The sequence below is a fragment of the Arthrobacter sp. C9C5 genome, from assembly GCF_013359735.1.
Lineage (GTDB): Bacteria > Actinomycetota > Actinomycetes > Actinomycetales > Micrococcaceae > Arthrobacter.
Map to the genome: position 1 here is coordinate 144823 of NZ_JABFMX010000004.1, position 24743 is coordinate 169565.

Here is a 24743-nt window from a genome sequence, read left to right on the forward strand (position 1 = left end):
CACGCCGCATGCCCGCCTAGTCCTCCGGCGCCGTTTCTTCCCTGGCCCAGGCCATGCTCGGACCGATCGCATCGATGGCCTGGGAGAGCGGAATGCCGGAGCCATCGCGGCGGCCGTGCTCGCCCGGAAGCGAGCGGGCCACCCCGGCCAGCGAGGATGCCTTCGCCGGGCCGTGACCGGCCCAGGCGAGCAGCAGGGTGTCCTCGCCCTTGAGGAAGCGGTGCGCACGGACGCCGGCCGTTCCGCGGCCCTTGGCCGGGTATTCAGCCAGCGCCGTGACCTTGGCGGCGCCGGGGGCTGTGCCGGGCAGCGCGCCCTCGGTGCCGGCGATGGTGACCACCACGGCGGCGTCGTCGGTGGCGCGGGCGGTGCCGAAGTGCAGCACCCGGTCACCGGCGGCCAGCTTAATCCCGGCCATGCCGCCCGCGGTGCGTCCCTGCGGCCGGACCGCCGCGGCGCTGAAGTGCAGCAGCTGTGCCTGCCGCGTCACGAAGACGAGTTCGACGTCGTCTTCGGCGGCGGGCTCGACGCCCACCACGGTGTCCTTGTCCTTGAGCGCGATCACCTCCCAGTCCTCGCGGTTCAGCGGGTAGTCCGGCTGGACGCGCTTGACCACGCCCTGCGCGGTCCCGATCGCGAGCACCTGGTCCAGCGGGGCGAAGGCCACGAGGGTTTCGCCCTTGAGCAGCGTGATGAAGTCCTTGGCGGGGACGCCGCCGGCCATGTTGGGGGTTCCCGAGGTCGGAGGCAGCACCGGCATGTCCATCACCTGGAGCCGCAGCATCCGGCCCTGCGACGTGACCGCGGCAATCTCGCCACGCGCCGAGGTCTTGACCACGGAGCGGAACACGTCGTGCTTGGTCCGCGGGCCCGACTCGGCGAGGCTGTCCTGGTTGGCCGTGCGGGCGATCTGGCCGGAGGCCGTGAGGATGGCCCAGCAGGGGTCGTCCGCGATCTCCAGGGCCAGCGGCGCGGCCTTGCCCTTGGCGCCGGGTGCGGCGGCGAGGGCGGCGGCCACCGTGGGGGAGACCGCCTCGGATTCGAGCAGCACGGTCCGTCGCGGCGTGCCGTACTTGTCCGCGAGTTCGCCGAGCTCGTCGGAAACCAGCCCGCGCAGCAGCTCGGGGGAGTCCAGGATGGCCTGGAGTTCGGCGATCTCGCGGCGCAGCTCCTCCTGTTCCTTCTCCAGCTCGATCCGGGAGTACTTGGTCAGCTGACGGAGCCGCAGTTCCAGGATGTAGTTGGCCTGGATCTCGGAGAGATCGTAGATGGACATCAGCCGGGTGCGGGCCGCGGCGGCCTCGTCCGAGGACCGGATGATCTGGATGACCTCGTCGATGTCCACGATCGCGATGAGCATGCCCTCGACCAGGTGCAGGCGGTCCTTCTTCTTGCCCAGGCGGAAGGAGGTGCGGCGGCGGACCACGTTGATGCGGTGGTTCACGTAGACGGAGAGCAGCTCCAGCAGCCCCAGGGTCTGCGGCTGGCCGTCGACGAGCGTGACGTTGTTGATGCCGAAGGAGTCCTCCATCGGCGTGAAGCGGTAAAGCTGCTGGAGCACCGCGTTCGGGTTGAAGCCGTTCTTCAGCTCAATCACGAGCCGCAGCCCGTGCTTGCGGTCGGTGAGGTCCACGATGTCGCTGATGCCGGTCAGCTTCTTGCCGTTGACCGCGTCCTTGATCTTCTCGATCACCTTCTCCGGGCCCACCATGTACGGCAGCTCCGTGACCACGAGTCCGGTGCGGCGTGCCGAGAGCTGTTCGATGTCGACCTTGGCCCGGGTCTTGAAAGAGCCGCGGCCGGTGGCGTAGGCGTCGCGGATGCCGTCCAGGCCCACGATCCGGCCGCCGGTGGGCAGGTCCGGGCCCGGGACGAACTTCATGATGTCCTCGAGCGAGGCGTCCGGGTGCGCGATCAGGTGCCGAGCCGCCGCTACCACTTCACCCAGGTTGTGCGGGGCCATGTTGGTGGCCATGCCGACGGCGATGCCGGTGGCGCCGTTGACCAAAAGGTTCGGGAACGCGGCCGGGAGCACGTCCGGCTGGGTGAGCTGGTTGTCGTAGTTCGGGACGAAGTCCACCACGTCTTCGTCGAGGTGGTCCGTCATGGTCAGCGCCGCCGCCGCCAGCCGGGCCTCGGTGTAGCGCGGGGCGGCCGGGCCGTCGTCGAGCGAGCCGAAGTTGCCGTGGCCGTCGATCAGGGGCAGCCGCAGGGAGAAGTCCTGCGCCATCCGGACCATGGCGTCGTAGATCGCGGTGTCGCCGTGCGGGTGCAGCTTGCCCATCACTTCGCCCACCACGCGGGCGCTCTTAACATGGCCGCGGTCCGGGCGCAGGCCCATCTCGCTCATCATGTACAGGATGCGCCGCTGCACGGGTTTGAGGCCGTCGCGGGCGTCGGGCAGGGCCCGGGAGTAGATGACCGAATAGGCGTACTCCAGGAACGAACCTTCCATTTCGGAAGTGACGTCGATGTCGACGATGTTCTCGGTGAAGTCCGGGGCTTCCCCTGCCGGGGGCGTGGTTTGGCGGCGTGCCATGAGGCTGGTGGGTCCTTCTACGGGTTACTCAGTTGATGGTGCGCGGGTCTTGCGTGAGCGTTGAGGCGCGATGACGGCGGGCAGCTCAAGTTTATGGCTAGGCTAAGCCTATGGTGGATCAGCCCGCGGACGGCGTATATCCGGAACATTGGGAAGCCGATGTCGTGCTGCGCGACGGCGGGACAGCGCACCTGCGCCCCATCCACCCCGCCGACTCCGACGCGGTGCAGGCCTTCCATGTGGGCCAGTCGCAGAAGTCGATCTACATGCGCTTCTTCGCGTTCAAGTCCAAGCTGTCCGCCAAGGAACTCAAGCGCTTCACCGAGGTCGACTACAAGGACCGGGTGGCCCTGGTGATCACGATCGGCGGCGAAATCATGGGCATTGGCCGCTACGACCGGCTCGACGACCCGGAAGAAGCGGAGGTGGCGTTCAACATCGCCGACGCGCACCAGGGCCGCGGGATCGGCTCGATCCTGCTCGAACACCTCGCCGCCGCGGCCCGGGAAAACGGCATCCGCAAGTTCAGCGCCGAGGTGCTGCCGGAGAACCGCAAGATGCTGATGGTCTTCTCCGACGCCGGCTACGACGTCAAACGGCACTTCGACGACGGCGTCGTGAGCCTCGAGTTCAACATCGACCCCACGGACAAGTCCCGGGCCGTGATGGAGTCCCGCGAACACCGCGCCGAGGCCCGCAGCATCCAGGAACTGCTCGCCCCGTCCTCCGTGGCCGTCATCGGGGCCAGCCGCAAATGGGGCACCGTCGGCTACCAGCTGCTGGAACACATCATCGAGGGCGGCTTCACCGGCCCGGTCTACGCGATCAACCCCGAGGCCCTGGAACTGGCCGGCATGCTCTCCTTCGCCAAGCTCTCCGAGGTCCCCGGCCCGGTCAAGCTCGCCATCATCGCGGTCCCGTACGACGAGGTGCCCAAGGTCGTCCAGGAGTGCGGGGAAGCCGGGGTCAAGGGAATCGTGGTGGCCACCGCCGGCTATGCGGACGACGGCGAACGCGGCCTCGCCCGGCAGCGCGAGCTGGTCCGCCAGGCCCGCGCGAACGGCATGCGCGTGATCGGCCCGGCCTCGCTGGGCATCGTCAACACCAACCCCGCCGTGTCGCTCAACGCCTCGATGGCGCCGTCGCTGGCGCGCCGCGGCGGCCTCGGCCTGTTCAGCCAGTCCGCGGCGATCGGCGTCTCGCTCTACGCCGCCTCCAGCCGCCGCCGGGTGGGCATCTCCACCTTCCTCTCCGCCGGGAACCGCGCCGACGTGTCCGGCAACGACATGATGCAGTTCTGGGAGGACGACGCCGACACCACCGCCGTCGGGCTCTACCTCGAATCGATCGGCAACCCGCGCAAGTTCTCCCGGCTGGCCCGGCGGCTCGCGCGCACCAAACCGGTGATCGTGGCCAAGTCCGATGCGATGGGCCTGAACCTGCCGCCCGGCCACGCCGTGCGCACCACGCAGGCGCCCCCCGAGGCCCTGGACGCCATGATGCGACAGGCCGGCGTGATCCGGGTGGAGACCATTGAAGAGCTGATGGACGTCGCCCAGATCGTCTCCAGCCAGCCGCTGCCGAAGGGACCCGGCGTGGCTGTGTTCAGCAACTCAAGCGCGCTCGGCAAGGTGGTGGCGGACCGGGCCACCGCGGCCGGTCTCGGCGTGGAGCGCATCGTGGCCGACGTCGACCTGGACGCCGGCATGTCCCGGGCGCTGCCGGCACTGCGCCGCAGCCTGCAGGAGACGCTGACGGTCGACTCGGTGCACGCCGTCGTGGTGGCGCTGTTGCCGGCCCGCGGGCTGACCGTCGAAAAGATCGGCGCGGTGCTGGCCGAGTGCTCGGCGGCCGCCGGGAAACCTGTGGTTGCCGCGTTCACCGGCCTCCTCGACCCGTCGATCTACGTCGAGGGCATGGTCGGCGCCTCAGAGGACGCAGCCGCGGGAGCCGCGGGAGCCGCGGCTGCGGAATCCGCTGGCGCGGAAGGCACAGCCCTGGAACCGGCCGCCGGGGTGCCCTGCTACTCCAACCCCGGGGCCGCCGTCGCCGCCCTCGCCGCGGTGGTGCGCTACGCCCACTGGGTGGTCCGCGACCAGGGGCTGTTCGTGGAGCCCGAAGGCTGCGACCCGGAGGGCGCCCACGAGGACCTGGAGGAACTGCTCCGGCCAGTGGGCGGCGAGCAGCTGGTCCGGTTGGACCCCGCGTCCGCCGCGAAGCTGCTGGGCCGCTACGGCATCCGGGTGCTGCCCTCGGAGGGCTTCGAGACGGAAGACGACGCCGTCGCCGCGGCGGAGCGGCTCGGCTGGCCGGTGGCGCTGAAGACCACGGACCCGGCGCTGCGGCACCGCCTCGACCTTGGCGGGGTACGCCTGGACATCCAGGACGCCGACTCGCTGCGCCGCAACATCTCCCAGATGCGCAAATCGCTGCAGCGCTACGGCTCGCCCTCCCTCGAGGTCCAGTCGATGGCCCCGGTGGGGCAGGCCTGCACCTTCCGCGCCATCGAGGACCCGCTGCTGGGCCCGGTGGTGTCCTTCGGGCTGGCCGGCGACGCCGTGAACCTCCTCGATGACTGGGCCCACCGGGTGCCGCCGCTCTCCGGCTCGGACGTGCACGACTTCATCCGCGCGCCCCGCGCGTCGCGCAAACTGTTCGGCTACCAGGGCCTGCCCGCCGTCGACGCTGCCGCGCTCGAGGACCTGGCGGCCCGGCTGACCAGGCTCAAGGATAACCACCCCGAGATCGCCCTGGTGGAGTTCAACCCGGTCCTGGCCGGGCCCGACGGCGCCGTGATCCTGGCCGCCGACGTCCGGATTGCCAACGCCGCCCAGCGCACGGACACGGCCAGGCGCGCCATGCGCGGTTAGCAAGTCCCCAGCCGATCTGTGAAAATGGAAGCCATGAGTTCCCAGCCTCCAGCATCCCAGCCCCAGGCGTCCGTCTCCGGCCGCCACGGCTCCCCGCACCAGGGCCTGCACGACCACAGCGCGCAGGGCCAAAGCCTGGAAGGCGCCCTCCAGCAGGCAGGCTTCTACCCCCGCCTGGTGGCCGACGTCGTCGCCGACGCCCTGGACGGTCGCGACTGCGTGGCCCACCTGGTCCACCTCGAGACCCACTTTGACCGGGCCGAAGTGCGCCGGCACATCACCGTGCTGGTCCTGACCGAGGACATGCTGGTGATCACCCATGTGGACGACCAGCAGCTCGACGAGGCCGGCGAGCAGATCGTGGCCCAGGTCTCCACCGAGTCCGTCCCCGTCACGCAGATCCGCTCGGTGGTGCTCAGCTACGTCTACGCCCAGCCGCAGGACTACAAGCCCTCGGACCCGGTCCGTGAGCTAACCCTCTCGATCGCCTGGTCCGGCGGCCAGCGCCTCGACATGGGCCCCGCCAGCTGCGGTGACCCGCAGTGCGAAGCCGACCACGGCTACAGCGGCACGATCGCGCAGGAGGACATCGTGCTGCGGATCAGCGCCGAAGCCGACGGCCTGCAGGCTGTCCAGGACGCGAAGCTCTTCGCCCGCGCACTCCGGGCCGTGAACACCGGATCCACGGCCCCCGCGCCGCACGGTGTCTCCACGCTTCCGCCGCGCCCCCGGACCGGCGTCTTCGGAAACCGCCTCAGCCGCGGCCACCAGCGCTGAGATGGTGCCGGTCCGCGCCTCCGGGTTCCCGCTACCTTCACCGCAGGCGTCCGGCGGTCCGTCCGCGATGCCCGCGCCCGGCGGCCCGGCCGGGATGCCCGCGCCTCCGGCCTACGGGGAACGTTCCATCGCGGAGGTGCTCAGCAGCGCCGCGGCCAGCCTCGGCGTCCCCGGTTTCCAGAACCGGCTGAACCTCCCCTCGGCGAAGCACGTCTGCGTCGTCCTGGCCGATGGCCTCGGCCGGCAACTGCTCAAGCAGAAGATCGCCCACACCCCGTTCCTGCGCTCGGTGCTGCAGGTAGGCCAGGGTGCCGTGCCGGTGTGGCTCGATGCTGCCTTCCCGTCCACCACGGCCGCGTCGCTGGCCAGCTTCGGGACCGGGCTGCCCGCCGGGCAGCACGGGATGGTCGGCTACGACGTGCTGGACCCGGACCAGGACCGGGTGGTCAACATGCTGGGCAACTGGGACGACGGCGTCGATCCTCAGCTCTGGCAGCCGCTGCCCACCGTGTTCGAGCGGGCAGCCGGGCACGTCGACGTCAGCACGGTAGGCCTGCCGCGCTTCAGCGACTCCGCAATGACCCAGGCCGCGCTGAGGGGCGGACGCTTCCTGGCCGGAACCACCTCGCACGCCCGGACCGCGGCCGCGGCGGAAGCCATGGCCGGGGCGGACAGCTCGCTGATGTACTTCTACGTCCACGAACTGGACAAGGCCGGGCACCGCTACGGCTGCCAGTCCCCGCAGTGGGAGCACCAGCTCGAAGAGCTCGATGCGACCGTCCGACGGCTCAATGCCACCCTCCCGGCCGGCACCACCGTCCTGGTCACGGGGGACCACGGCATGCTCGACGTGCCGGAATCGCAGCGGATCGACTACTCCGCCGAGCCGGACCTCATCGCCGGCGTACGGCACACGGCGGGGGAGCCGCGCATGGTCCACCTCTACCTGGAGGATGGAGTCGACGACGCCGGCCGGCTGCGGCTGCTGGAGGCCTGGCGGGCCCGTTTCGGCGACCGGATCTGGGCCTTCACCCGGGAAGAGGCCGTGGCTGCAGGACTGTTCGGCGAGGTCCGGGGCCCGGTCGGGCCGCGGATCGGCGACGTCATGATCGCTGCCCGCGACGCGCTGGCGTTCTACGACACCCGCAGGGTCCAGGCCAGGGCGCTAGAGGTGGTGGGGCAGCACGGCTCGCTGACCAAGGCGGAGCGCGAGGTGCCGCTGCTGTGCTTCACCGCGGAGGGAAAGCCGGGCGGGCCCAGGACGGCCGGGAAGGCCGCCAAAAAAGCTCCGCGGCGCTGATTTGGCCCCGGGAGGGCCGAGAGCCTAGTCGCTGCGGGTGCCGAAGACGATTTCGTCCCAGCTGGGCACACTGGAGCGCTTGGGCTTGGAGGGCTGGCGCTCCGGCGTTTCAGCCTCCCTTTCGTCCCGGGACGTGTCGTTCCGGGAGGCTTCGGGGCGGGATGCGTCGGTGCGGGATGCCGCTGAAGACTCGTTCTGCGCGCGCCGGGACGGTCCGCCGCCCAAGAGCTCATCCAGCCCGGGGCTGGACGTGGGGCCGGTCCGCACCGGGCGCAACTGCGAGGCCGCGATGGTGATCTCGCGGGTTTCCGTGCTGACCCCGTCGTGAAGCTTCAGCGCGTCGTCGTCGCTAGTGTCCTGGTGCCGTGGCGCCAGGCTCAGGCGGGAGAGCATGGACGGCCGGGCGTCCCGGCGTCGGGTGAAGGCGTCGGGGTTGGGAATCGAGTGCGGTTCGGCTGACGCCGCGGGCGGGGTTGCTTCCTCCGCCGGAGCGTCCTCCCCGGGCGCCTCAACCTCCACCACGTCGTCTTCGGTCTCATCCAGCGACGGAACCTCGGACGGCCGCGGGTGGGCGGCGGGAACGCCGTTTGTCAGCAGCAGCGCCAGTGCGTCGTCGGCGTCTTCGTCCAGGCCGAGGCGCTGCCCGCGGCGGGAACGAAGCATGTCCAGCAGCCCGTCGGCGTCCTTCTCCTGCTGGACTCCATGTTGCTGGACGATGCTGAGCTGCGCCGTGGCACTGCGTGCCGCGGCTTCCGCATCGGTCTCAAAATCAAAGGGCCGGTCCGAAACCGCCGAGAGGCGGCGGGCCGGGACGGGGCCGTCCATCGGCTCGAGTTCGCTGAGTTGCTGGGCCCAGCGGTTGGCGTTCTGCAGCGACTTGCGCGCCGGGCTGAACGTCCACATGGCAGGCGGCTCTTCACCGATCGCAGCGTGGGCGCCGGGCTGCGCTGCGAAGCGGGCCACCACGTTCCAGCTGCCGTCCGGGCGGCGCCACGAGTCCCATTCCACCGAGGAAGGCTCGATCCCGTGGGCCCGCAGCCGGTGCACGACCATGTCGTCCAGGGTCGCCGGCTGGTCGCCGAAGAAGGAGCGGTAGCTGTCGTGACCCGCGGAAGGAGAGGCCACCTCGATTTTGCGTGCCTGCTGGGCGACGTACTCGCGCTCGGCCAGCACGGGGCCCTCGTACCGCTGCACCTTGGCCAGCGGAATGCCGGAAAGAGCGGCCACCTCCGCGGCGGTCGCACCGCTGCGGATCCTGGCCTGAATATCGCGGGGGGACATGGCAATGGGCTCGGCGCCCACGCCGGAAGCAGCCTTCGCCGGCGTCCGGCTCGCAGCCGCCCGAAGAGCCTCATCGATCGGCAGCTGGAACATCTCGCCGCCGGTGCCACTCAACAGGAGATGCTCCCCGTCGTCGTGGACGCCTACAAGCCGTAGATCCTGCATACAAATCCTCCACCCTGGCATTACTAACATTCGAAACTCTGCCACCGTTGGGTCCCAATTCGGGTTAGGAGGGAGGGCGCGCCGTGATTTTCCGCGACTTTCAGCCGGATTGGGGCCGCCCGGAGCGGACGGCGCCGCCGCCGGACCACTGGCCTCTGGCGCTCGGCAGGGGTTTGGGCAAAAATGACCCGACATCGGGCACAAAAAGCGGTTGTCCGGCGTTGACATCGGTGAACCGAACCCGGACCGGGGCGGGGGCTACCAGCCCCGCCGGTGCGGCGGAGGCGAACCAGCCCAACGAATGCGGAGTGTGAGCAACAACTAATGGCGACAGACTACGATGCGCCACGCAAGACTGAGGAAGACCTCAACGAGGACTCCATCGAGGAACTGAAGTCGCGGCGTACGGACAAGCCTTCCGCGGTGGTCGATGAAGACGAAACCGACCTCGCCGAGGGCTACGAACTCCCGGGCGCGGACCTGTCCGGCGAGGAGCTGCTGGTCCGGGTGCTGCCCGCCCAGGCAGACGAATTCACCTGTGCCTCCTGCTTCCTTGTCCGCCACCGTTCGCAGATCGCCCGCGAAAAGGACGGGCTGAAGTACTGCAAGGACTGCGAAGGCTAAAGGCTGTCGCCCTCGTGCCGGCCTGGGGCCAGCCCGGTCTTAACGGGACAGCGCCGTGACGAGCTCGTCCGGGTGCCGCGTGGACGCCAGCCAATACGGCGTGCGGTCCGAGGGGTCGGTGATCTCGATGCGGACCACCGGGTCGATCCAACCGCGGATGCACATGAACGCGAGGCCGTTGAGCCGGGTGCCGCGCTCCGCCGTCGCCTCCGCGCCGCGGAACGCCGTGGCCTCGCCGACGAAGCGGCGTTCAATCGTCGCCCGGCCCACGCGCAACGTTGCGGCCGTCACGGTGATGGACGGCGTGGACAGGATCAGCAACACCGCCAGGATTGCGAAGAGCACGACGGCGGCGGTGATGCCGGCGGCCATGCTGATCGGCGCGAACACCAGGATGCCCGCCGCGGCCAGCCCGGCAGCCACCAGCCAGATCCAGAAATTCGGCCAAAGCTTTTCGCTGAACAGGACGGTGGCGTCATTGGGGGTGCTGTTGGAGGCCGGCATGGCTGCGCTGGATTCGGGCATGAGCCCAGCTTTCCACTTTTCCCGGGCCATTTCACCTTGGCCGCCAGGCCGGCGCCCGCGGACACCGGGGGCGGCGGCGCGGTAGGTCTAACATCCCCGCGGGCGTTACAGTGGGGAACTGTGACTGAAGAAACCACTGCCGTGAATACCCCGGCGGCAGACCCCGCAGCCAGCGACCTTCCGGCGTACGGAGCCCCCACCCTGACGGTGCAGCTGAAGATGCTCGACGACGGCCTGCAGCCGCCGTCGTACGCCCACCCGGGCGACGCCGGCGCGGACCTGCGCGCCCGCGAGGACGTTGTGCTCGGGCCGGGGGAGCGGCGGCTGGTGCCCACCGGCGTGTCCATCGCGCTTCCTGACGGCTTTGTCGCCTTGATCCACCCCCGGTCCGGTCTGGCCACCAAGCACGGCCTGACCGTGGTGAACGCACCCGGCACGGTCGACGCGGGCTACCGCGGGGAGATTGCCGTGACACTGCTGAATACTGACCGCGACGAGGCGATTGAACTGCGCCGCGGCGATAGAATTGCACAAATGGTCATCCAGCGCGTGGAGTACGCGGAGTTCGTGCCCGTCCAGGAGCTCAGCGATTCGGTCCGCGGCGGCGGCGGCTTCGGCTCCACCGGCGGTTTCGGCGCCCCCGGGGCCTGAGCCCCGCCCGTTTGACGCAGCTGAACCCTGTGGCGCGGCCGAGCGCTTCGCACAGGATCACAACTAAGGAGACAACCCCATGGTTTTTGGGCGTGGCAGGAAAGCCAAGCAGGAGCAGTTGACGGACACCGGCGACACCCGGGAGGCCGCAGCTGCTGACGCCGGCGCGCCCGCCGAGGGCACGGATGGCGCCCTGCGGAGCGCCGGTCCCCATGACGTCGCGGACATCGACAACCAGGACGGCTACGTCGACCTCGGCGCCCTGTTGATTGCCCCGCGCGAGGGGCTGCAGCTCCGTCTTGAGGTCGAGGAAGCCACCCAGCGCGTCGTGGCCGTCACCATGGACCTGGAAGGTTCGAGCCTGCAGCTGCAGGCCTTCGCCGCGCCCCGCTCCGAGGGCCTCTGGGACGAAATCCGTGAGCAGATCGGCCAGTCCGTGGGCAGCCAGGGCGGCCAGGTTGAGGAGATTGAGGGCCACTTCGGCATCGAGCTCGTCGCCAAGCTGCCCGCCGGCGACGGCAGCGACGGCTACCGTGTGGCCCGGTTCATCGGCGTCGACGGCCCCCGCTGGTTCCTCCGCGGTGTCCTCGGCGGAGAAGCCGCGCTGGACCGCGCCGCCGCGGCCGGACTCGAGGAACTGTTCCGGCAGATCGTCGTGGTGCGGGGCGAGAGCCCGATGCCGCCGCGCGAGCTGCTGCAGCTCCGCCTTCCCCGGGACTCCGGCGTCGCGGCGCCGCAGGGCGCCCCGGAGTTCGAGCAACCCGAGCGCGGACCGGAGATTACCCAGATTGGTTGATGCCCCCGGCAAGAAAGCTGCCGCAGCTGTCCCCGTCCGGGGGCTGCCCGAGCGCGGACGTGTGCTGTGCCGCGGCTTCATTGAGTCCGTGACCTATGCCCCGGCCAGCGAGGTGGCAGCTTTCACAGCCATCGTCACCGACCATGACGCCCCGCCGGCCAAGGCGCGGCCGGCCGCTTCTGCGGTCCAGGCCGCCCAAGCCGCCCAGCCGGGCGTCCGGCGCAAGCGGCCTGCCGCGGCTGCCGACCGGCTCCGGGTGATCTGGCTGGGACGGCGCCGCATCCCCGGGGTGAAGGCCGGCCTGGAGCTCCGGCTCGAGGGCATGGTCACGGTCCGGGACGGGCTGCCCACCATGTTCAATCCGCGCTACGAAATACTCTCCCGCCTGGAGGAACAATGAGCACGCCCGAAGACCAGCAGCCCTCGGTGGCCCAGCTCGCCGAAGGCTACGCGGCCAAGGCGGGCCTGCACCGCACCAGCAACGGCAACATCGATGTGCTCAAGAGCGCCGGCGGTGTCCAGGGCATCGCCGAAAGCATCCTTCCGGGGCTGGTGTTCCTGATCGCCTTCACCGTGACCCGTGAACTTCCGCTGGCCCTGATCGCCGCGCTGGCGGTGGCCGCGGCGTTTACCGTCGCCCGGCTGGTCCAGCGCAAGCCGCTGACGCAGGCGCTGGCAGGCATTGTCGGCGTCGGACTGTCGGCCTGGCTGGCGAACTCGACCGGCAAGGCCGAGGACTTCTACGTCCTGGGGTTCTTCACCAACCTCGGCTACATCCTGGCGATGTCCATCTCCATCGCGGTGCGCTGGCCCTTCGCCGGGCTGCTGTTCGGTTTCATCCGGAACGAGGGCCTGGACTGGCGCAAGCATCCGGCCCGGGTGAAGGCTTACCGGATCGGCACCTGGGTGATCATCTCCGTCCTGGCCCTGCGCCTGCTCGTGCAGGTCCCGCTGTATCTGATGGGGGAGCAGGGCCTCGCAGGCCTCGCGACCACCAGGCTCATCATGGGAGCGCCGCTGTATATCCTGGGCATGTGGGTGGCCTGGCTGCTCACCCGCCCGGCGCCGGTCCCCGCTGACGAGCCGACCGAACCCAACTAACTCGCAGTTGTTCTCGTTTTGCGGGGCTTCGGGCCAAACCGACAACAACTGCGAGCCAGTTGGGCGGCTCAGCCGTCGAAGCCGTCGCCGCCGGCGGGCTGGCTCTCGCGGCCATGCTGGTCCGCGGTGACCGGGTGCTGGCCGGCGCTCGAAGGTTCACCGGCCGACTCGACGTCGGACTCCGGGGCCGAGAGCAGGGCCCGCAGCCCGTCCTCGGCAGCGATGGTGGTGACAAAGAACAGCTCGTCGCCGCCGTCGATCACGTCGTCCCGGCTCGGCGTGATGGGCGCCTGGTCGCGCAGGATCGCCACCAGGGTCGCGTCCTCCGGCCAGTCGATGTCACCCACGGTCAGGCCAATCACGTGCGAATCATGCGGCACCGTGAACTCCACCAGCGAGGACACCCCGGTCTGCAGGGTGAGCAGGCGGACCAGGTCGCCGATCTCCACGGCTTCTTCCACCAGGGCGGTCATCAGCTGCGGAGTGTTGACCGCGACGTCGACGCCCCAGGAATCATCGAACATCCAGTCGTTCTTCGGGTTGTTGACCCGGCCAACCGTCCTGCCCACGCCGAACTCGGTCTTGGCCAGCAGCGAGACGACAAGGTTCACCTTGTCGTCGCCCGTCGCGGAGACCACGACGTCGGCGTCCTCCAGCCGGGCGTCCTTGAGGGTGCTGAGCTCGCAGGCGTCGCCGACCAGCCAATGCGCGCCGCGCAGCCCGCTGCGGCCGATCACCTCGGGCTTGAGGTCGATCAACAGGATCTCGTGCTTGTGGGCCAGCAATTCACGGGCGATCGAGGAACCGACGCTGCCCGCCCCGACGATGACAACTTTCACTTAGGACTCCTTGGCGGGCGACTTGGCAAGAATGTGGGCGACCTCGGAGGTGCGGTCCACGCTGAGCATGGCGTGGACGGTGTCGCCATCCTGGTACAACGTTCCGGGTCCGGGGAGGATGCCCTCGCCGAAGCGCGTGAGGTAGGCGACGCGGATGTCGGCGGCCTTCTCGAGCGCGGAGACCGGGTGGCCGATCCAGCCGGAGTCCAGGTCCACCTCGGCCAGCACCAGCCGGCCGGAGGGGTCGCGGAAATCGCCGGCGAGGTGCTGTTCCGGCAGGATCCGCCGGAGCACCTGGTCCGCGCTCCAGCGCACCGCCGCGACCGTGGGGATGCCGAGGCGCTGGTAGATCTCCGCGCGGCCCGGATCATAGATCCGCGCCACGACGTGCGGAACGTGGAACGTCTCGCGGGCCACCCTGGTGGCCAGGATGTTCGAGTTGTCGCCGCTGGACACGGCAGCGAAGGCGTAGGCCTCCTCGACCCCGGCCTGCTTGAGGGTTTCCCGGTCGAAGCCGACGCCGGTGACCTTGCGGCCGGAGAAACCCGTCCGGAGCCGCCGGAAAGCGCGGTCGTCCTGGTCGATGATCGCGACCGAATGGCCGGCGTCCTCCAGTGTGTGCGCCAGGGTTGCCCCGACACGGCCACAACCCATGATCACGAAGTGCGCCACACGTGCCTCCTCAAGCTTCTGTGTCTGTTGCTGCGTAAAACTCTACCGGCCACCGGGGTCCCGGAGCCGGTCCGACGGCGGCACGGCCGGCCAGCCGTCCGCCCCGCCGTGCGGCCGGACGCTGGCGGGCGGGCTCCGCCGTCATGACATCGCGTCCGAATCAGACTAGCTTTGTCTGGTGCTGACAATTTTCAATGCCGTGAAGCGGGTGCTGGTAGGCAGGCCCTTCCGGAACGACCGTCTGGCCCACACCCTGCTGCCCAAGCGGATCGCGCTCCCCATTTTCGCCTCCGACGCGCTGTCCTCGGTGGCCTACGCGCCGGACGAAATCCTGCTGACCCTGGCACTGGCCGGCGTCAGTGCGGTGGCGTTTTCCCCCTGGGTAGGGCTCGCCGTCATGGTGGTGCTGCTCACCGTGGTGGCCTCCTACCGCCAGAACGTGCACGCCTACCCCTCCGGCGGCGGCGACTACGAGATCGCCAACGAAAACCTGGGCAAGTACGCCGGCCTCACCGTCGCCTCGGCCCTGCTGGTGGACTACGTGCTCACCGTCGCGGTGTCGATGTCCTCGGCCGCGGCCTACCTGACCACCGCCGTCCCCTCGCTGCACGGCCAGCAGGCAGCGATCGCCACCATCGGCGTCGTAATCCTGGCCCTCGTCAACCTGCGCGGCATCAAAGAAGCCGGCAGCGTCTTTGCGGTGCCCACCTACATCTTCATGTTCTCGATCCTCGGCATGACCGCCGTCGGCATCTTCCAGGCCGCCACCGGCCAACTCGGCCAGGCGCCGTCGGCCGAGTTCGAGATCGTCCCGGCCGCCGGTTTCGACGAGGGCCTGGTGGGCCTGGCCGGCGCGTTCCTGCTGCTCCGCGCGTTCTCCTCGGGCGCCGCGGCGCTGACCGGCGTGGAGGCCATCAGCAACGGCGTGCCGAACTTCCAGAAGCCCAAGAGCAAGAACGCGGCAACCACGCTGCTGCTGCTCGGCGTGATCGCCGCCTCCATGCTGGCCGGCATCATCTACCTGGCCAACGCCACCAAGGTGCACATCGTGCTGGACCCGGCCACGGAGTTCCTGCTCAACGGCAAACCGGTGGACGAGGGATACATCCAGAACCCGGCGATCAGCCAGATCGCCCAGACCGTCTTCGGCGCCGGTTCCATTCCCTTCTACATCGTGGTCGCCGCCACCGGCGTGATCCTGGTGTTCGCCTCCAATACCGCCTTCAACGGCTTCCCGGTGCTCGGCTCGATCCTCGCCCAGGACGGCTACCTGCCGCGCCAGCTCCGCACCCGCGGCGACCGGCTCGCGTTCAGCAACGGTGTGCTGGCGCTGGCCGCCGGCGCGCTGGTGCTGATCATCGCCTTCGACGCCGACGTCACCAAACTCATCCAGCTCTACATCGTGGGCGTTTTCATCTCCTTTACGCTGAGCCAGCTCGGCATGATCCGGCACTGGGGCCGCGAGCTGAAGCTCGCCAAGGATTCGGCCACGAAGCTGCGGATGGTCAAGTCCCGCACCATCAACACCATCGGCTTCGGCATGACCGGCCTGGTCCTGGTGATCGTGCTGATCACCAAGTTCGAGCAGGGCGCCTGGATCGCGCTGCTGGCCATGTTCATCCTGTTCCTGATCATGTGGAGCATCCGGGCCCACTACGACAACGTGGCAAAGGAACTCGCCGTGGACGAGGACTCCTCGCCCCGGGCGCTGCCCACCCGGGTGCACGCCGTGCTGCTCGTCTCGCACGTCCGCAAGCCCGTGCTCCGGGCGCTGGCCTACGCCCGTGCCTCGCGGCCCTCCCGGCTGGACGCCATCACGGTGGACATCAGCCCGGAGGAGACCGAACAGACCCTGGCGGACTGGGAGAAACTGGAAATCCCGGTGCCGCTGACGGTGCTGGCCAGCCCGTTCCGCGAGACGGTCACGCCGATCATGGAGTACATCAAGAACATGCGGCGCGACTCTCCGCGCGACCTGATCGTCGTCTACATTCCCGAATACGTCGTCGGCAAGTGGTGGGAGCAGCTGGTCCACAACCAGACGGCACTGCGGATCAAGACGCGGCTGCACTTCGAGCCCGGCGTCATGGTTGCGAGCGTGCCGTGGCAGCTGAAATCGTCCGAGGAAGCCAAGAAACTGCAGGATATCCAATGAGCACCGACACCACGACGCCCGCCCGCACCGAGCTCGTCGTCGACGTCGGCCCCGTCGCGCACGGCGGCCACTGCGTGGCCCGGCACGAGGGCCGCGTGATCTTTGTCCGTCACGGCATCCCCGGCGAGAAAGTCCGGATCCGGCTCACCGACGACGGCGAGTCCGCCAAGTTCTGGCGGGCCGACGTCGTCGAGGTGCTGGAGCCCTCCCCGGACCGGGTGGAGCACTTCTGGCACGCGGCCGACTCGCAGCGTTCCTGGTCCCACGGCCACCCTCCCGTCGGCGGCGCCGAGCTGGGCCACATCTCGCTGGAACGCCAGCGCAGCCTCAAAGCCGAGGTGCTGGCCGAGCAGCTGCGCCGGCTGGCCGGCGTCGACATGCCCATCGCGGTTGAGGCCGTGGGGGAGGCGGCCGCCGGCGCGGGGACCGGCCGGGCCTGGCGGACCCGCGCGGGGTTCGCGGTGACGCCCGGCGGCAAGCTCGGCATGCACGCGCACCGCTCCGACGCCGTGTTCCCGGTCCGCGAGATGCCGCTGGCCGTTGAGGGCATCAACGCCCTGAAGCTCTGGGACATCGACCTGCAGGGGATCGAACGGGTTGACGTCGCAGCTCCTGCCAACGGTTCGCGGCCGCTGGTGCTTCTAATCCCTTCGGCCGGAACCCGGGCCAAGCGGCTCAGCGCCGTCCTGGCCCAACTGCCGGACGACGTCTCGGTGGCGCGGGTGGACCCGGTCACGGGCGAGGTGACGCAGTTGCGGGGCCGCACCTGGGTGCAGGAAACCGCGGCCGGCCACGAGTACCGTGTGACCGGCGACGGATTCTGGCAGATCCACCGCGACGCCCCGGACACCCTGGTGGGGGCCGTCACCGGCTTCCTGCACGACGGCGGCTACCTTGCCGCCGGGGCAGTGGTGGCGGACCTTTACGCCGGCGCGGGGCTGTTCACCGCGCCCCTCGCCGACGCCGTCGGTGTCACCGGCTCCGTGCTGTCCGTGGAAGGCGCACCCGGCACCAGCCGGGATGCCCGCAAGAACCTGCACGGCGCATCCCAGGTCGAAATCGTGCAGGGGAAAGTGGAGCGCGTACTGCGGCAAAAGCCGCGCAACTTCGATGCCCTGGTCCTGGACCCGCCCCGGGCCGGTGCCGGCCAGGCGGTGGTAAACCAGCTGGTCGCGGCCGGTCCCCGGGGAATCGCCTACGTCTCCTGCGATCCGGCGTCGTTTGCCCGCGACGTGGGCTACTTCCAGCAGGCCGGCTGGGGACTCGAGGAGCTGCGTGCCTTCGACCTGTACCCGCACACCCACCACATGGAGACTGTGGCGTTACTGACTCCCCGGGGCTAAGGCCACTAGGATGGGCGGAGTAGTCTGACGTCGCGCTCCGTAATCACGGCTGACCTCCTGCACCTAAGTACCGATCCTTGTGCGAACAAGGAAAAGCACTAGTTAGGCTGACCTAACTAGCAAGGGGTCTGCGGCGCGACAAAGATGAAACTGTTGCGAGAGGAGTCCTGCGATGAGCATTGTGGACAGCTTCGGTTCAAAAGGCAAACTTAATGTAGCCGGTACCGAATACGAAATTTTCCGGTTGAACTCCGTTGAAGGTGCAGAAAACCTTCCGTTCAGCCTCAAGGTATTGCTTGAAAACCTGTTGAGGACCGAGGACGGCGCCAATATCACGGCCGATCACGTCCGAGCACTGGCCGGTTGGGACCCCAACGCCGAGCCCGACACTGAAATCCAGTTCACGCCGGCGCGCGTGATCATGCAGGACTTCACTGGCGTGCCCTGCGTTGTGGACCTCGCCACCATGCGTGAGGCCGTGAAGGAACTCGGCGGCGACCCCAAGCGGGTCAACCCGCTGGCGCCGGCGGAAATGGTCATCGACCACTCCGTCCAGATCGACGCCTTCGGCAACTCCGGCGCGCTGGAGCGCAATATGGAGATCGAGTACCAGCGCAACGGTGAGCGGTACCAGTTCCTGCGTTGGGGCCAGACCGCGTTCGACGACTTCAAGGTCGTCCCGCCGGGAACCGGCATCGTGCACCAGGTCAACATCGAATACCTGGCCCGCACCGTCATGACCCGCGAAATCGACGGCGTCGTCCGTGCCTACCCGGACACCTGCGTCGGCACCGACTCGCACACCACCATGGTCAACGGCCTGGGCGTGCTCGGCTGGGGCGTCGGCGGCATCGAAGCCGAGGCTGCCATGCTCGGCCAGCCCGTCTCCATGCTGATCCCGCGCGTCGTCGGCTTCAAGCTGACCGGGTCCATCCCGGCCGGTGCCACCGCCACCGACGTCGTGCTCACCATCACCGAGCAGCTGCGCCAGCACGGCGTGGTCGGCAAGTTCGTGGAGTTCTACGGCGAAGGCGTCGCGGCTGTGCCGCTGGCCAACCGCGCCACCATCGGCAACATGAGCCCCGAGTTCGGCTCCACCGCCGCAATGTTCCCGATCGACGACGTCACGCTCGACTACCTGCGCCTCACCGGCCGCTCGGACGAGAACGTGGCCCTCGTGGAGGCCTACGCGAAGGAACAGGGCCTCTGGCACGATCCCTCCCGCGAGATCAAGTTCTCCGAGTACCTTGAGCTGGACCTGTCGACGGTTGTCCCGTCGATCTCCGGCCCGAAGCGCCCGCAGGACCGCATCATCCTCACCGAGTCCAAGGCCCAGTTCCGCGAGGACCTGCGCAACTACGTGAAGGAAGAGCTCCCGGACGGCAGCCTGGACGAAGCGATCGACGAGAGCTTCCCGGCGTCCGACTCGCCGTCGTTCACTGCCTCGGCGACGCACCTGAGCGAGGTTGCTCCGCACGCGCACGGTCCGAAGTCCAACGGCCGCCCGTCCAAGACGGTGGCCGTCAAGACCGCCGACGGCCGCGAGTTCGAGCTGGACCACGGCGCGGTGTCGATCGCCTCGATCACCTCCTGCACCAACACGTCCAACCCGTCCGTGATGCTGGCCGCAGCCCTGCTGGCCCGCAACGCCGTGGACAAGGGCCTCACCTCGAAGCCCTGGGTCAAGACCTCCGTGGCCCCCGGGTCCAAGGTCGTCACCGACTACTACAATAAGTCGGGCCTGACCCCGTACTTGGAGAAGCTCGGCTTCTACATCGTCGGCTACGGCTGCGCGACCTGCATCGGTAACTCCGGTCCGCTCGACGCCGAAATCTCCGAGGCCATCCAGGCCAACGACCTTTCCGTCACCGCAGTCCTCTCGGGCAACCGCAACTTCGAAGGCCGGATCAACCCGGACGTCAAGATGAACTACCTGGCCTCCCCGCCGCTGGTCATCGCGTACGCCCTGGCCGGCACCATGGACTTCGACTTCGAGAACGACGCGCTGGGCCAGGACGAAGCCGGCAACGACATCTTCCTGAAGGACATCTGGCCGAACCCGGTCGAGGTCCAGCAGGTCATCGACTCCTCGATCGACAAGGGCATGTTCGCCCGCGGCTATGAGGGCGTCTTCGAGGGCGACGACCGCTGGAAGGCACTCGACACCCCGGCCGGCGACACCTTCGCCTGGGATGAGAAGTCCACCTACGTGCGGAAGCCCCCGTACTTCGAGGGCATGAAGGCGCAGCCGGAGCCGGTCCAGGACATCACCGGGGCGCGCGTGCTGCTCAAGCTCGGCGATTCCGTCACCACGGACCACATCTCCCCGGCCGGTTCCTTCAAGTCGGACACCCCGGCCGGCCAGTACCTGCTGGCCAACGGTGTGGAGCGCAAGGACTTCAACTCCTACGGCTCACGCCGTGGCAACCACGAAGTCATGATCCGCGGCACCTTCGCCAACATCCGGATCAAGAACCAGCTCCTCGACGGCGTCGAGGGCGGCTTCACGCGCGACTTCACGCAGGCCGACGGCCCGCAGGCCTACGTCTATGACGCCGCGCAGAACTACCAGGCCGCCGGCACCCCGCTGGTCGTCCTGGCCGGCAAGGAATACGGCTCCGGCTCGTCCCGTGACTGGGCCGCCAAGGGCACCGCACTGCTGGGTGTCAAGGCTGTCATCGCCGAGAGCTACGAGCGCATCCACCGCTCCAACCTGATCGGCATGGGCGTCCTGCCGCTGCAGTACCCGGCCGGCCAGAACGCCGCCAGCCTGGGCCTGACCGGCACGGAGACCTTCGCGGTCTCCGGCGTCACCGCGCTCAACGAAGGCACCACGCCGAAGACCCTCACGGTCACCGCGACGGCCGAAGACGGCTCCATCACCTCCTTCGATGCGGTCCTGCGCATCGATACCCCGGGTGAAGCCGACTACTACCGCAACGGCGGCATCCTGCAGTACGTGCTGCGCCAGATCTCGGCCAGCTAGGTCAGTTCAGGCAGCACCACCCGAAAGCCCCGGCCCGTCCCTGACGGACCGGGGCTTTCGCGTTCCGGCACCCGGCCCGGTTCCGAGGCGTTAGAGTTAAAAGGCATGTCTACTACCCGGAGGAGGGGCCGTTGGGAATTTTGGAGACCATCCGGAGTCCGCAGGACCTGAGCAAGTTGTCCCAGGCGCAGCTGGACCAGCTGGCCGCCGAGGTCAGGGAATTCCTGATCGGCAACGTCTCCCAGACGGGAGGCCACCTCGGGCCGAACCTTGGCGTCGTTGAACTCACCATCGCGGTGCACCGGATCTTCGATTCCCCCCGCGACAGCATCGTCTTCGACACCGGCCACCAGTCCTACGTCCACAAGCTCCTCACCGGGCGCCAGGACTTCAGCACGCTGCGCCAGCAGGGCGGCCTGTCCGGTTACCCGGACCGGGCAGAATCCGAGCACGACATCGTCGAAAGCTCGCACGCATCCTCCTCACTGTCCTGGGCCGACGGCATCTCCCGCGCCCGGCAGCTGACCGGCGACGGCGGCCGCTACGTGATCGCCGTCGTCGGCGACGGCGCCCTGACCGGCGGCATGGCCTGGGAAGCGATCAACAACATTGCCGCGGACAAGCAGCGCCGCGTCGTGATCGTTGTGAACGACAACGGCCGCTCCTACGCCCCGACCGTCGGCGGCGTCGCCGACTACCTCGCCTCGCTGCGCCCCACCATCGATTCGCTCCGTGCCGCCCCTGCCTACGAGGGTGCCCTGGACTGGTGGAAGAAACGGCTGCAGAGCGGCGGCCCGGCAGGACAGTTCACCTACAAGAGCCTGCATGCCATGAAGAAGGGCATCAAGGACTGGTGGGCGCCGCAGGGCATGTTCGAGGACCTCGGCATGAAGTACATCGGCCCGGTGGACGGCCACAACCTCCAGGCCATGGAAAACGCGCTGTCCACGGCCAAGAACTACGCCGGCCCCGTGATCGTCCACGCCATGACCGAAAAGGGCCACGGCTACGCGCCGGCCCGCGCGCACGAGGCGGACCAGTTCCACGCCGTCGGCATCATCGACCCGGAAACCGGTGAGCCCACCGAGGCCGGCGGCGCGAAGTCCTGGACCTCCGTCTTCGCCGACGAGATCGCCGACATCGCCGACGAACGCAAGGACATCGTCGGCATCACCGGCGCCATGCTGATCCCGGTGGGGCTGCACAAGTTCGCCGCCCGCCATCCGGAGCGCGTGTTCGACGTCGGCATCGCCGAACAGCACGCCCTCACCTCCGCCGCCGGCATGGCGTTCGGCGGGCTGCACCCGGTGGTGGCGGTCTACGCGACGTTCCTGAACCGCGCCTTCGACCAGCTGCTGATGGATGTCGCCCTGCACAAGGCCGGCGTCACAGTGGTGCTGGACCGGGCCGGGGTCACCGGGCCCGACGGCGCCAGCCACCACGGCATGTGGGACATGGCGATGGTCCAGATCGTTCCCGGCCTGCACCTCGCCGCGCCCCGGGATGCCTCCCGGCTGCGCGAGGAACTGCGTGAGGCCGTCGCCGTCGAAGACGCTCCCACCGTCATCCGCTACTCCAAGGGCACCGTCGGCGCGGAAGTCGAAGCCCTCGAACGGCTCAGCGATGGCGTCGACGTGCTGGCCCGCCGCCCGGCCGGCTCCAGCGACAACGACGTGCTGATTGTCAGCGTCGGCGCCATGTCCGAACTCGCACTCGACGTCTCGAACCGGCTCGGCGCACAGGGCATCAGCTCCACCGTGGTGGACCCTCGCTGGGTCCTTCCCGTGCCCAAGTCCGTCATCGCCCTCGCCTCGCACCACCGCCTCGTGATCTGCATCGAGGACGGCGTCCGGGCCGGCGGCGTCGGCTCCCGGATCCGCCAGGAAATGCGGGCCGCCGGGGTGGACACCGCCCTCAACGAGGTTGGACTCCCGGTGGAGTTCCTGGACCACGGGAGCCGCAGCCAGGTGCTGGAGCGGGTCGGGCTGACCGCCCAGCAGATCACCCACGACGTCGTCGCGCAGGTCCTCGGAACCAAGGTGCCGTTTGCGCGGCCGCTGCCCGGGCAGCAGCACCCCAGCACCGGCAGCCTGCCGATCCTGTGAGGAATCCGGCGTCGGACCAGCGTTACCAGGCCGTCAAGGCACAGCAATCACCCTTCGACGGCACTGACCGCGGACGGTTTACGAAGGGACAGCCATGAGCGGCATTATCCGGGTCTACAAGCGCGACGAAGAGGGAGTCCTGCACTTCAGGGAAGCCTGGATTGACGAGGAGTACCACGAGTTCGTGATGAACCACGGCGTCGTCGGGCACCAGAGCAAGACCGAGGAGACCGAGGCCGCCGACGCCGCCGCGGGCGAGGGGCTCATGGAGGCCTTCGCGGCGCAGTGCGCCGAGGACGGTTACGCGGAGATCCCGGACGAGGAGCAGTTCTGGGTGGTGGCGCAGTACGCGCTCAAGACCAAGGACGGCACCAGCCGCGACCGCTACCTTGAAGAAAAGGCCAAGGACGCCCTGATCAGCCACCTGGCCTGGCGCGGCCTGGGCGTCGTGGACCGCTCCGAGTTCTCCGACGCCAAGCTCAACATCTTCTGCCTCACGCCGGACGTCAACAAGACGGTCAACGCGATCAAGGTCTGCATCCGGGGTGAGGACCTGGACTTCACCAAGCTGAGCATTGGCGCCGCGCCGTTCAACGGTAAGGACTTCAAGCTCAAGCACTCGGCCAAACCGGCCAACAGCTTCGCGCTCTAGGCACCACGCCTGGAAATCCACCGGTAAGGAGCCGGCCACGGCTCACATCAGTTTGGGGGCAAGCGATTGGAAGGAAACGCAATGACGCGGAAATCCCCTCGGCCAGGCAGCACTCCTCTCCCCGCCGGGCTGGCGGCGCCGGCCCGCAAGTCCCTGGCCCATGCGGGGGTGGAAACCCTCGAACACCTGGTGCTGCTGGGCCGGCGCCGGCTGGCAGGGATGCCGGGGGTCTGCCCGCGCACCCTGGCGCAACTGCAGGACGCCCTGGACGAGCAAGGGCTGGAGCTTCCAGCGGGGTAGCGGTATTCGGTACCGTTGCCCGGGAGCCCGCCGCGGCCGTTATAGGCTGATTCCCATGACTGAATACCGCCGCGTAGGAAATTCCGGACTGACCGTCTCCGTCGTGGGACTTGGCTGCAACAACCTGGGGCGGGCCAACACCGCCACCGAGTCGCAGGAGGGGACCGACGCCGTCGTGCATGCGGCCCTGGACGCCGGCATCACCTTCTTCGACGTCGCCGACGCCTACGGCCGGGAGCCCGGACTCAGCGAAACCATGCTGGGCAAGGCCCTCGGTTCGCGCCGCGGCGACGCCGTGATCGGCACCAAGTTCGGCATGGACATGCGCGGGACCAACGGCAACGACTTTGGTGCCCGCGGCTCCCGGCGTTACATCATCAAGGCAGCCGAGGCCTCGCTGCGCCGGCTCGGAACGGACTGGATCGACCTCTACCAGTTCCACACCCCGGATCCGTTGACTCCCATCGACGAGACCCTCGCGGCCCTGGACGAGCTCGTGACCAGCGGCAAGGTCCGCTACATCGGCCACTCGAACCGGGCCGGCTGGCAAATCGCGGAGGCGGAATTCGTGGCCCGCGGCCGCGGCGGGGCCCGCTTCATCTCCAGCCAGAACCACTACAACCTGCTGGACCGCCGCGCCGAGCTGGAGGTCACCCCGGCCGCCGAGGCCTACGGCCTGGGCGTGCTCCCGTACTTCCCGCTGGCCAACGGCCTGCTGACCGGCAAGTACTCCGAGGGGGAGGCGCCGGAGGGGTCGCGCCTGAGCCACACCCGCACCAACCTCGTCCACGACGCCGACTGGAAGCAGCTGGGCGCCTTCTCCGCCTTCGCCGCCGAGCGGGGGCTGAACGAGATCCAGGTGGCGTTCTCCTGGCTCGCCGCCCAGCCCTCCGTCAGCAGCGTCATCGCCGGTGCGACCCGGCCCGAGCAGGTCCGGCAGAACGCCGCCGCGGTCGCCTGGGTCCCGGACGCCGCCGAGCTGGCAGAACTCGATGAGATCTTCCCGCGCACGCCGAAGGTCGCACTCTTCTGAGCCGCCCTGTCTTGAGCACTGTTCTGAAC

The 24743-nt window shown here is 68.9% G+C and carries 20 protein-coding genes; 15 read left to right on the plus strand and 5 right to left on the minus strand.

Going from position 1 to position 24743, the window contains the following annotated elements; all coding sequences use genetic code 11:
* Window positions 1–16: 16 nt before the first annotated feature.
* The gene (locus HNO80_RS04630; RefSeq protein WP_175321668.1) at window positions 17–2539 is read right to left on the minus strand and encodes a DNA gyrase/topoisomerase IV subunit A; all 2523 of its coding nucleotides are present in this window, start codon (window positions 2537–2539) and stop codon (window positions 17–19) included.
* A 110-nt stretch (window positions 2540–2649) separates the two neighbouring features.
* Here HNO80_RS04630 and HNO80_RS04635 point away from each other — a divergent pair, with 110 nt between their 5' ends.
* From HNO80_RS04635 to HNO80_RS04645, 3 genes are all read left to right on the plus strand, one after another.
* Window positions 2650–5409, plus strand: coding sequence for a bifunctional acetate--CoA ligase family protein/GNAT family N-acetyltransferase (locus HNO80_RS04635; protein ID WP_175321669.1), 2760 nt, complete (start codon window positions 2650–2652; stop codon window positions 5407–5409).
* A 33-nt stretch (window positions 5410–5442) separates the two neighbouring features.
* Window positions 5443–6186, plus strand: coding sequence for a DUF5998 family protein (locus HNO80_RS04640; RefSeq protein WP_175321670.1), 744 nt, complete (start codon window positions 5443–5445; stop codon window positions 6184–6186).
* 67 nt (window positions 6187–6253) lie between these two features.
* A complete protein-coding gene (locus HNO80_RS04645) occupies window positions 6254–7486 on the plus strand; it encodes an alkaline phosphatase family protein (protein WP_175321744.1) in 1233 nt (410 codons plus the stop codon).
* Window positions 7487–7510: 24 nt separating this feature from the next.
* On the opposite strand, the gene sepH is transcribed toward HNO80_RS04645, so the two are convergent.
* On the minus strand, window positions 7511–8932 hold the full coding sequence (sepH, locus tag HNO80_RS04650; protein ID WP_175321671.1) for a septation protein SepH: 1422 nt from the start codon (window positions 8930–8932) through the stop codon (window positions 7511–7513).
* 324 nt (window positions 8933–9256) lie between these two features.
* Between sepH and HNO80_RS04655 the strand changes: the two genes are divergently transcribed.
* Window positions 9257–9556, plus strand: coding sequence for a DUF4193 domain-containing protein (locus HNO80_RS04655; RefSeq protein WP_138769577.1), 300 nt, complete (start codon window positions 9257–9259; stop codon window positions 9554–9556).
* 39 nt (window positions 9557–9595) lie between these two features.
* Here the strand turns inward: HNO80_RS04655 and HNO80_RS04660 are convergent, their stop codons facing one another.
* Entirely contained in the window at window positions 9596–10081 is a 486-nt protein-coding gene (locus tag HNO80_RS04660) for a DUF3093 domain-containing protein (RefSeq protein ID WP_175321672.1), read from the minus strand.
* A gap of 120 nt (window positions 10082–10201) precedes the next feature.
* Here HNO80_RS04660 and dut point away from each other — a divergent pair, with 120 nt between their 5' ends.
* The 4 genes from dut (at window position 10202) to HNO80_RS04680 (ending at window position 12629) form a co-directional block, all read left to right on the plus strand.
* Entirely contained in the window at window positions 10202–10732 is a 531-nt protein-coding gene (gene dut, locus HNO80_RS04665; RefSeq protein WP_175321673.1) for a dUTP diphosphatase, read from the plus strand.
* A gap of 79 nt (window positions 10733–10811) precedes the next feature.
* A complete protein-coding gene (locus HNO80_RS04670; RefSeq protein ID WP_175321674.1) occupies window positions 10812–11528 on the plus strand; it encodes a DUF3710 domain-containing protein in 717 nt (238 codons plus the stop codon).
* On the plus strand, window positions 11521–11928 hold the full coding sequence (locus HNO80_RS04675; protein WP_175321675.1) for a hypothetical protein: 408 nt from the start codon (window positions 11521–11523) through the stop codon (window positions 11926–11928). The genes HNO80_RS04670 and HNO80_RS04675 overlap by 8 nt, the downstream gene beginning before the upstream one ends.
* On the plus strand, window positions 11925–12629 hold the full coding sequence (locus HNO80_RS04680; RefSeq protein WP_175321676.1) for a DUF3159 domain-containing protein: 705 nt from the start codon (window positions 11925–11927) through the stop codon (window positions 12627–12629). Before HNO80_RS04675 ends, HNO80_RS04680 begins: the two co-directional genes overlap by 4 nt.
* A 68-nt stretch (window positions 12630–12697) precedes the next feature.
* Here HNO80_RS04680 and HNO80_RS04685 read toward each other — a convergent pair whose 3' ends face one another.
* Together HNO80_RS04685 and HNO80_RS04690 are read right to left on the minus strand one after the other, a co-directional pair.
* Window positions 12698–13468 (minus strand): potassium channel family protein, encoded by a 771-nt coding sequence (locus HNO80_RS04685; RefSeq protein ID WP_175321677.1) that lies wholly within the window; start codon window positions 13466–13468, stop codon window positions 12698–12700.
* On the minus strand, window positions 13469–14140 hold the full coding sequence (locus tag HNO80_RS04690) for a potassium channel family protein (RefSeq protein WP_175321678.1): 672 nt from the start codon (window positions 14138–14140) through the stop codon (window positions 13469–13471). It abuts the gene before it with no gap.
* Between the two features lie 178 nt (window positions 14141–14318).
* On the opposite strand from HNO80_RS04690, the gene HNO80_RS04695 reads away from it, so the two are divergent.
* The 7 genes from HNO80_RS04695 (at window position 14319) to HNO80_RS04725 (ending at window position 24714) form a co-directional block, all read left to right on the plus strand.
* Window positions 14319–16295: an APC family permease gene (locus HNO80_RS04695; RefSeq protein ID WP_175321679.1), complete on the plus strand. Its 1977-nt coding sequence runs from the start codon at window positions 14319–14321 to the stop codon at window positions 16293–16295.
* Complete coding sequence (locus tag HNO80_RS04700; RefSeq protein ID WP_175321680.1) at window positions 16292–17638, plus strand: class I SAM-dependent RNA methyltransferase; 1347 nt, start codon at window positions 16292–16294, stop codon at window positions 17636–17638. Before HNO80_RS04695 ends, HNO80_RS04700 begins: the two co-directional genes overlap by 4 nt.
* A gap of 172 nt (window positions 17639–17810) precedes the next feature.
* Window positions 17811–20624, plus strand: coding sequence for an aconitate hydratase (locus HNO80_RS04705; protein ID WP_175321681.1), 2814 nt, complete (start codon window positions 17811–17813; stop codon window positions 20622–20624).
* Window positions 20625–20755: 131 nt separating this feature from the next.
* Window positions 20756–22729 (plus strand): 1-deoxy-D-xylulose-5-phosphate synthase, encoded by a 1974-nt coding sequence (dxs, locus tag HNO80_RS04710; protein ID WP_175321682.1) that lies wholly within the window; start codon window positions 20756–20758, stop codon window positions 22727–22729.
* A gap of 94 nt (window positions 22730–22823) precedes the next feature.
* Window positions 22824–23381, plus strand: coding sequence for a hypothetical protein (locus HNO80_RS04715; protein WP_175321683.1), 558 nt, complete (start codon window positions 22824–22826; stop codon window positions 23379–23381).
* Between the two features lie 81 nt (window positions 23382–23462).
* A complete protein-coding gene (locus tag HNO80_RS04720; RefSeq protein ID WP_175321684.1) occupies window positions 23463–23681 on the plus strand; it encodes a helix-hairpin-helix domain-containing protein in 219 nt (72 codons plus the stop codon).
* Window positions 23682–23736: 55 nt separating this feature from the next.
* Window positions 23737–24714 carry an aldo/keto reductase gene (locus HNO80_RS04725; protein ID WP_175321685.1) on the plus strand — a complete coding sequence of 326 codons (978 nt, stop codon included), beginning with the start codon at window positions 23737–23739 and terminating at the stop codon, window positions 24712–24714.
* Window positions 24715–24743 lie beyond the last annotated feature (29 nt).

Bases quoted from the DNA above. Each gene is read 5' to 3' on its own strand.
- HNO80_RS04635 (WP_175321669.1), top strand. From the start codon at position 2,650: ATGGTGGATCAGCCCGCGGACGGCGTATATCCGGAACATTGGGAAGCC.
- sepH (WP_175321671.1), bottom strand. From the start codon at position 8,932: ATGCAGGATCTACGGCTTGTAGGCGTCCACGACGACGGGGAGCATCTC.
- HNO80_RS04725 (WP_175321685.1), top strand. From the start codon at position 23,737: ATGACTGAATACCGCCGCGTAGGAAATTCCGGACTGACCGTCTCCGTC.
- HNO80_RS04630 (WP_175321668.1), bottom strand. From the start codon at position 2,539: ATGGCACGCCGCCAAACCACGCCCCCGGCAGGGGAAGCCCCGGACTTC.
- HNO80_RS04705 (WP_175321681.1), top strand. From the start codon at position 17,811: ATGAGCATTGTGGACAGCTTCGGTTCAAAAGGCAAACTTAATGTAGCC.
- HNO80_RS04700 (WP_175321680.1), top strand. From the start codon at position 16,292: ATGAGCACCGACACCACGACGCCCGCCCGCACCGAGCTCGTCGTCGAC.
- HNO80_RS04640 (WP_175321670.1), top strand. From the start codon at position 5,443: ATGAGTTCCCAGCCTCCAGCATCCCAGCCCCAGGCGTCCGTCTCCGGC.
- HNO80_RS04720 (WP_175321684.1), top strand. From the start codon at position 23,463: ATGACGCGGAAATCCCCTCGGCCAGGCAGCACTCCTCTCCCCGCCGGG.
- HNO80_RS04645 (WP_175321744.1), top strand. From the start codon at position 6,254: ATGCCCGCGCCCGGCGGCCCGGCCGGGATGCCCGCGCCTCCGGCCTAC.
- HNO80_RS04670 (WP_175321674.1), top strand. From the start codon at position 10,812: ATGGTTTTTGGGCGTGGCAGGAAAGCCAAGCAGGAGCAGTTGACGGAC.
- HNO80_RS04655 (WP_138769577.1), top strand. From the start codon at position 9,257: ATGGCGACAGACTACGATGCGCCACGCAAGACTGAGGAAGACCTCAAC.
- HNO80_RS04660 (WP_175321672.1), bottom strand. From the start codon at position 10,081: ATGCCCGAATCCAGCGCAGCCATGCCGGCCTCCAACAGCACCCCCAAT.
- HNO80_RS04680 (WP_175321676.1), top strand. From the start codon at position 11,925: ATGAGCACGCCCGAAGACCAGCAGCCCTCGGTGGCCCAGCTCGCCGAA.
- HNO80_RS04715 (WP_175321683.1), top strand. From the start codon at position 22,824: ATGAGCGGCATTATCCGGGTCTACAAGCGCGACGAAGAGGGAGTCCTG.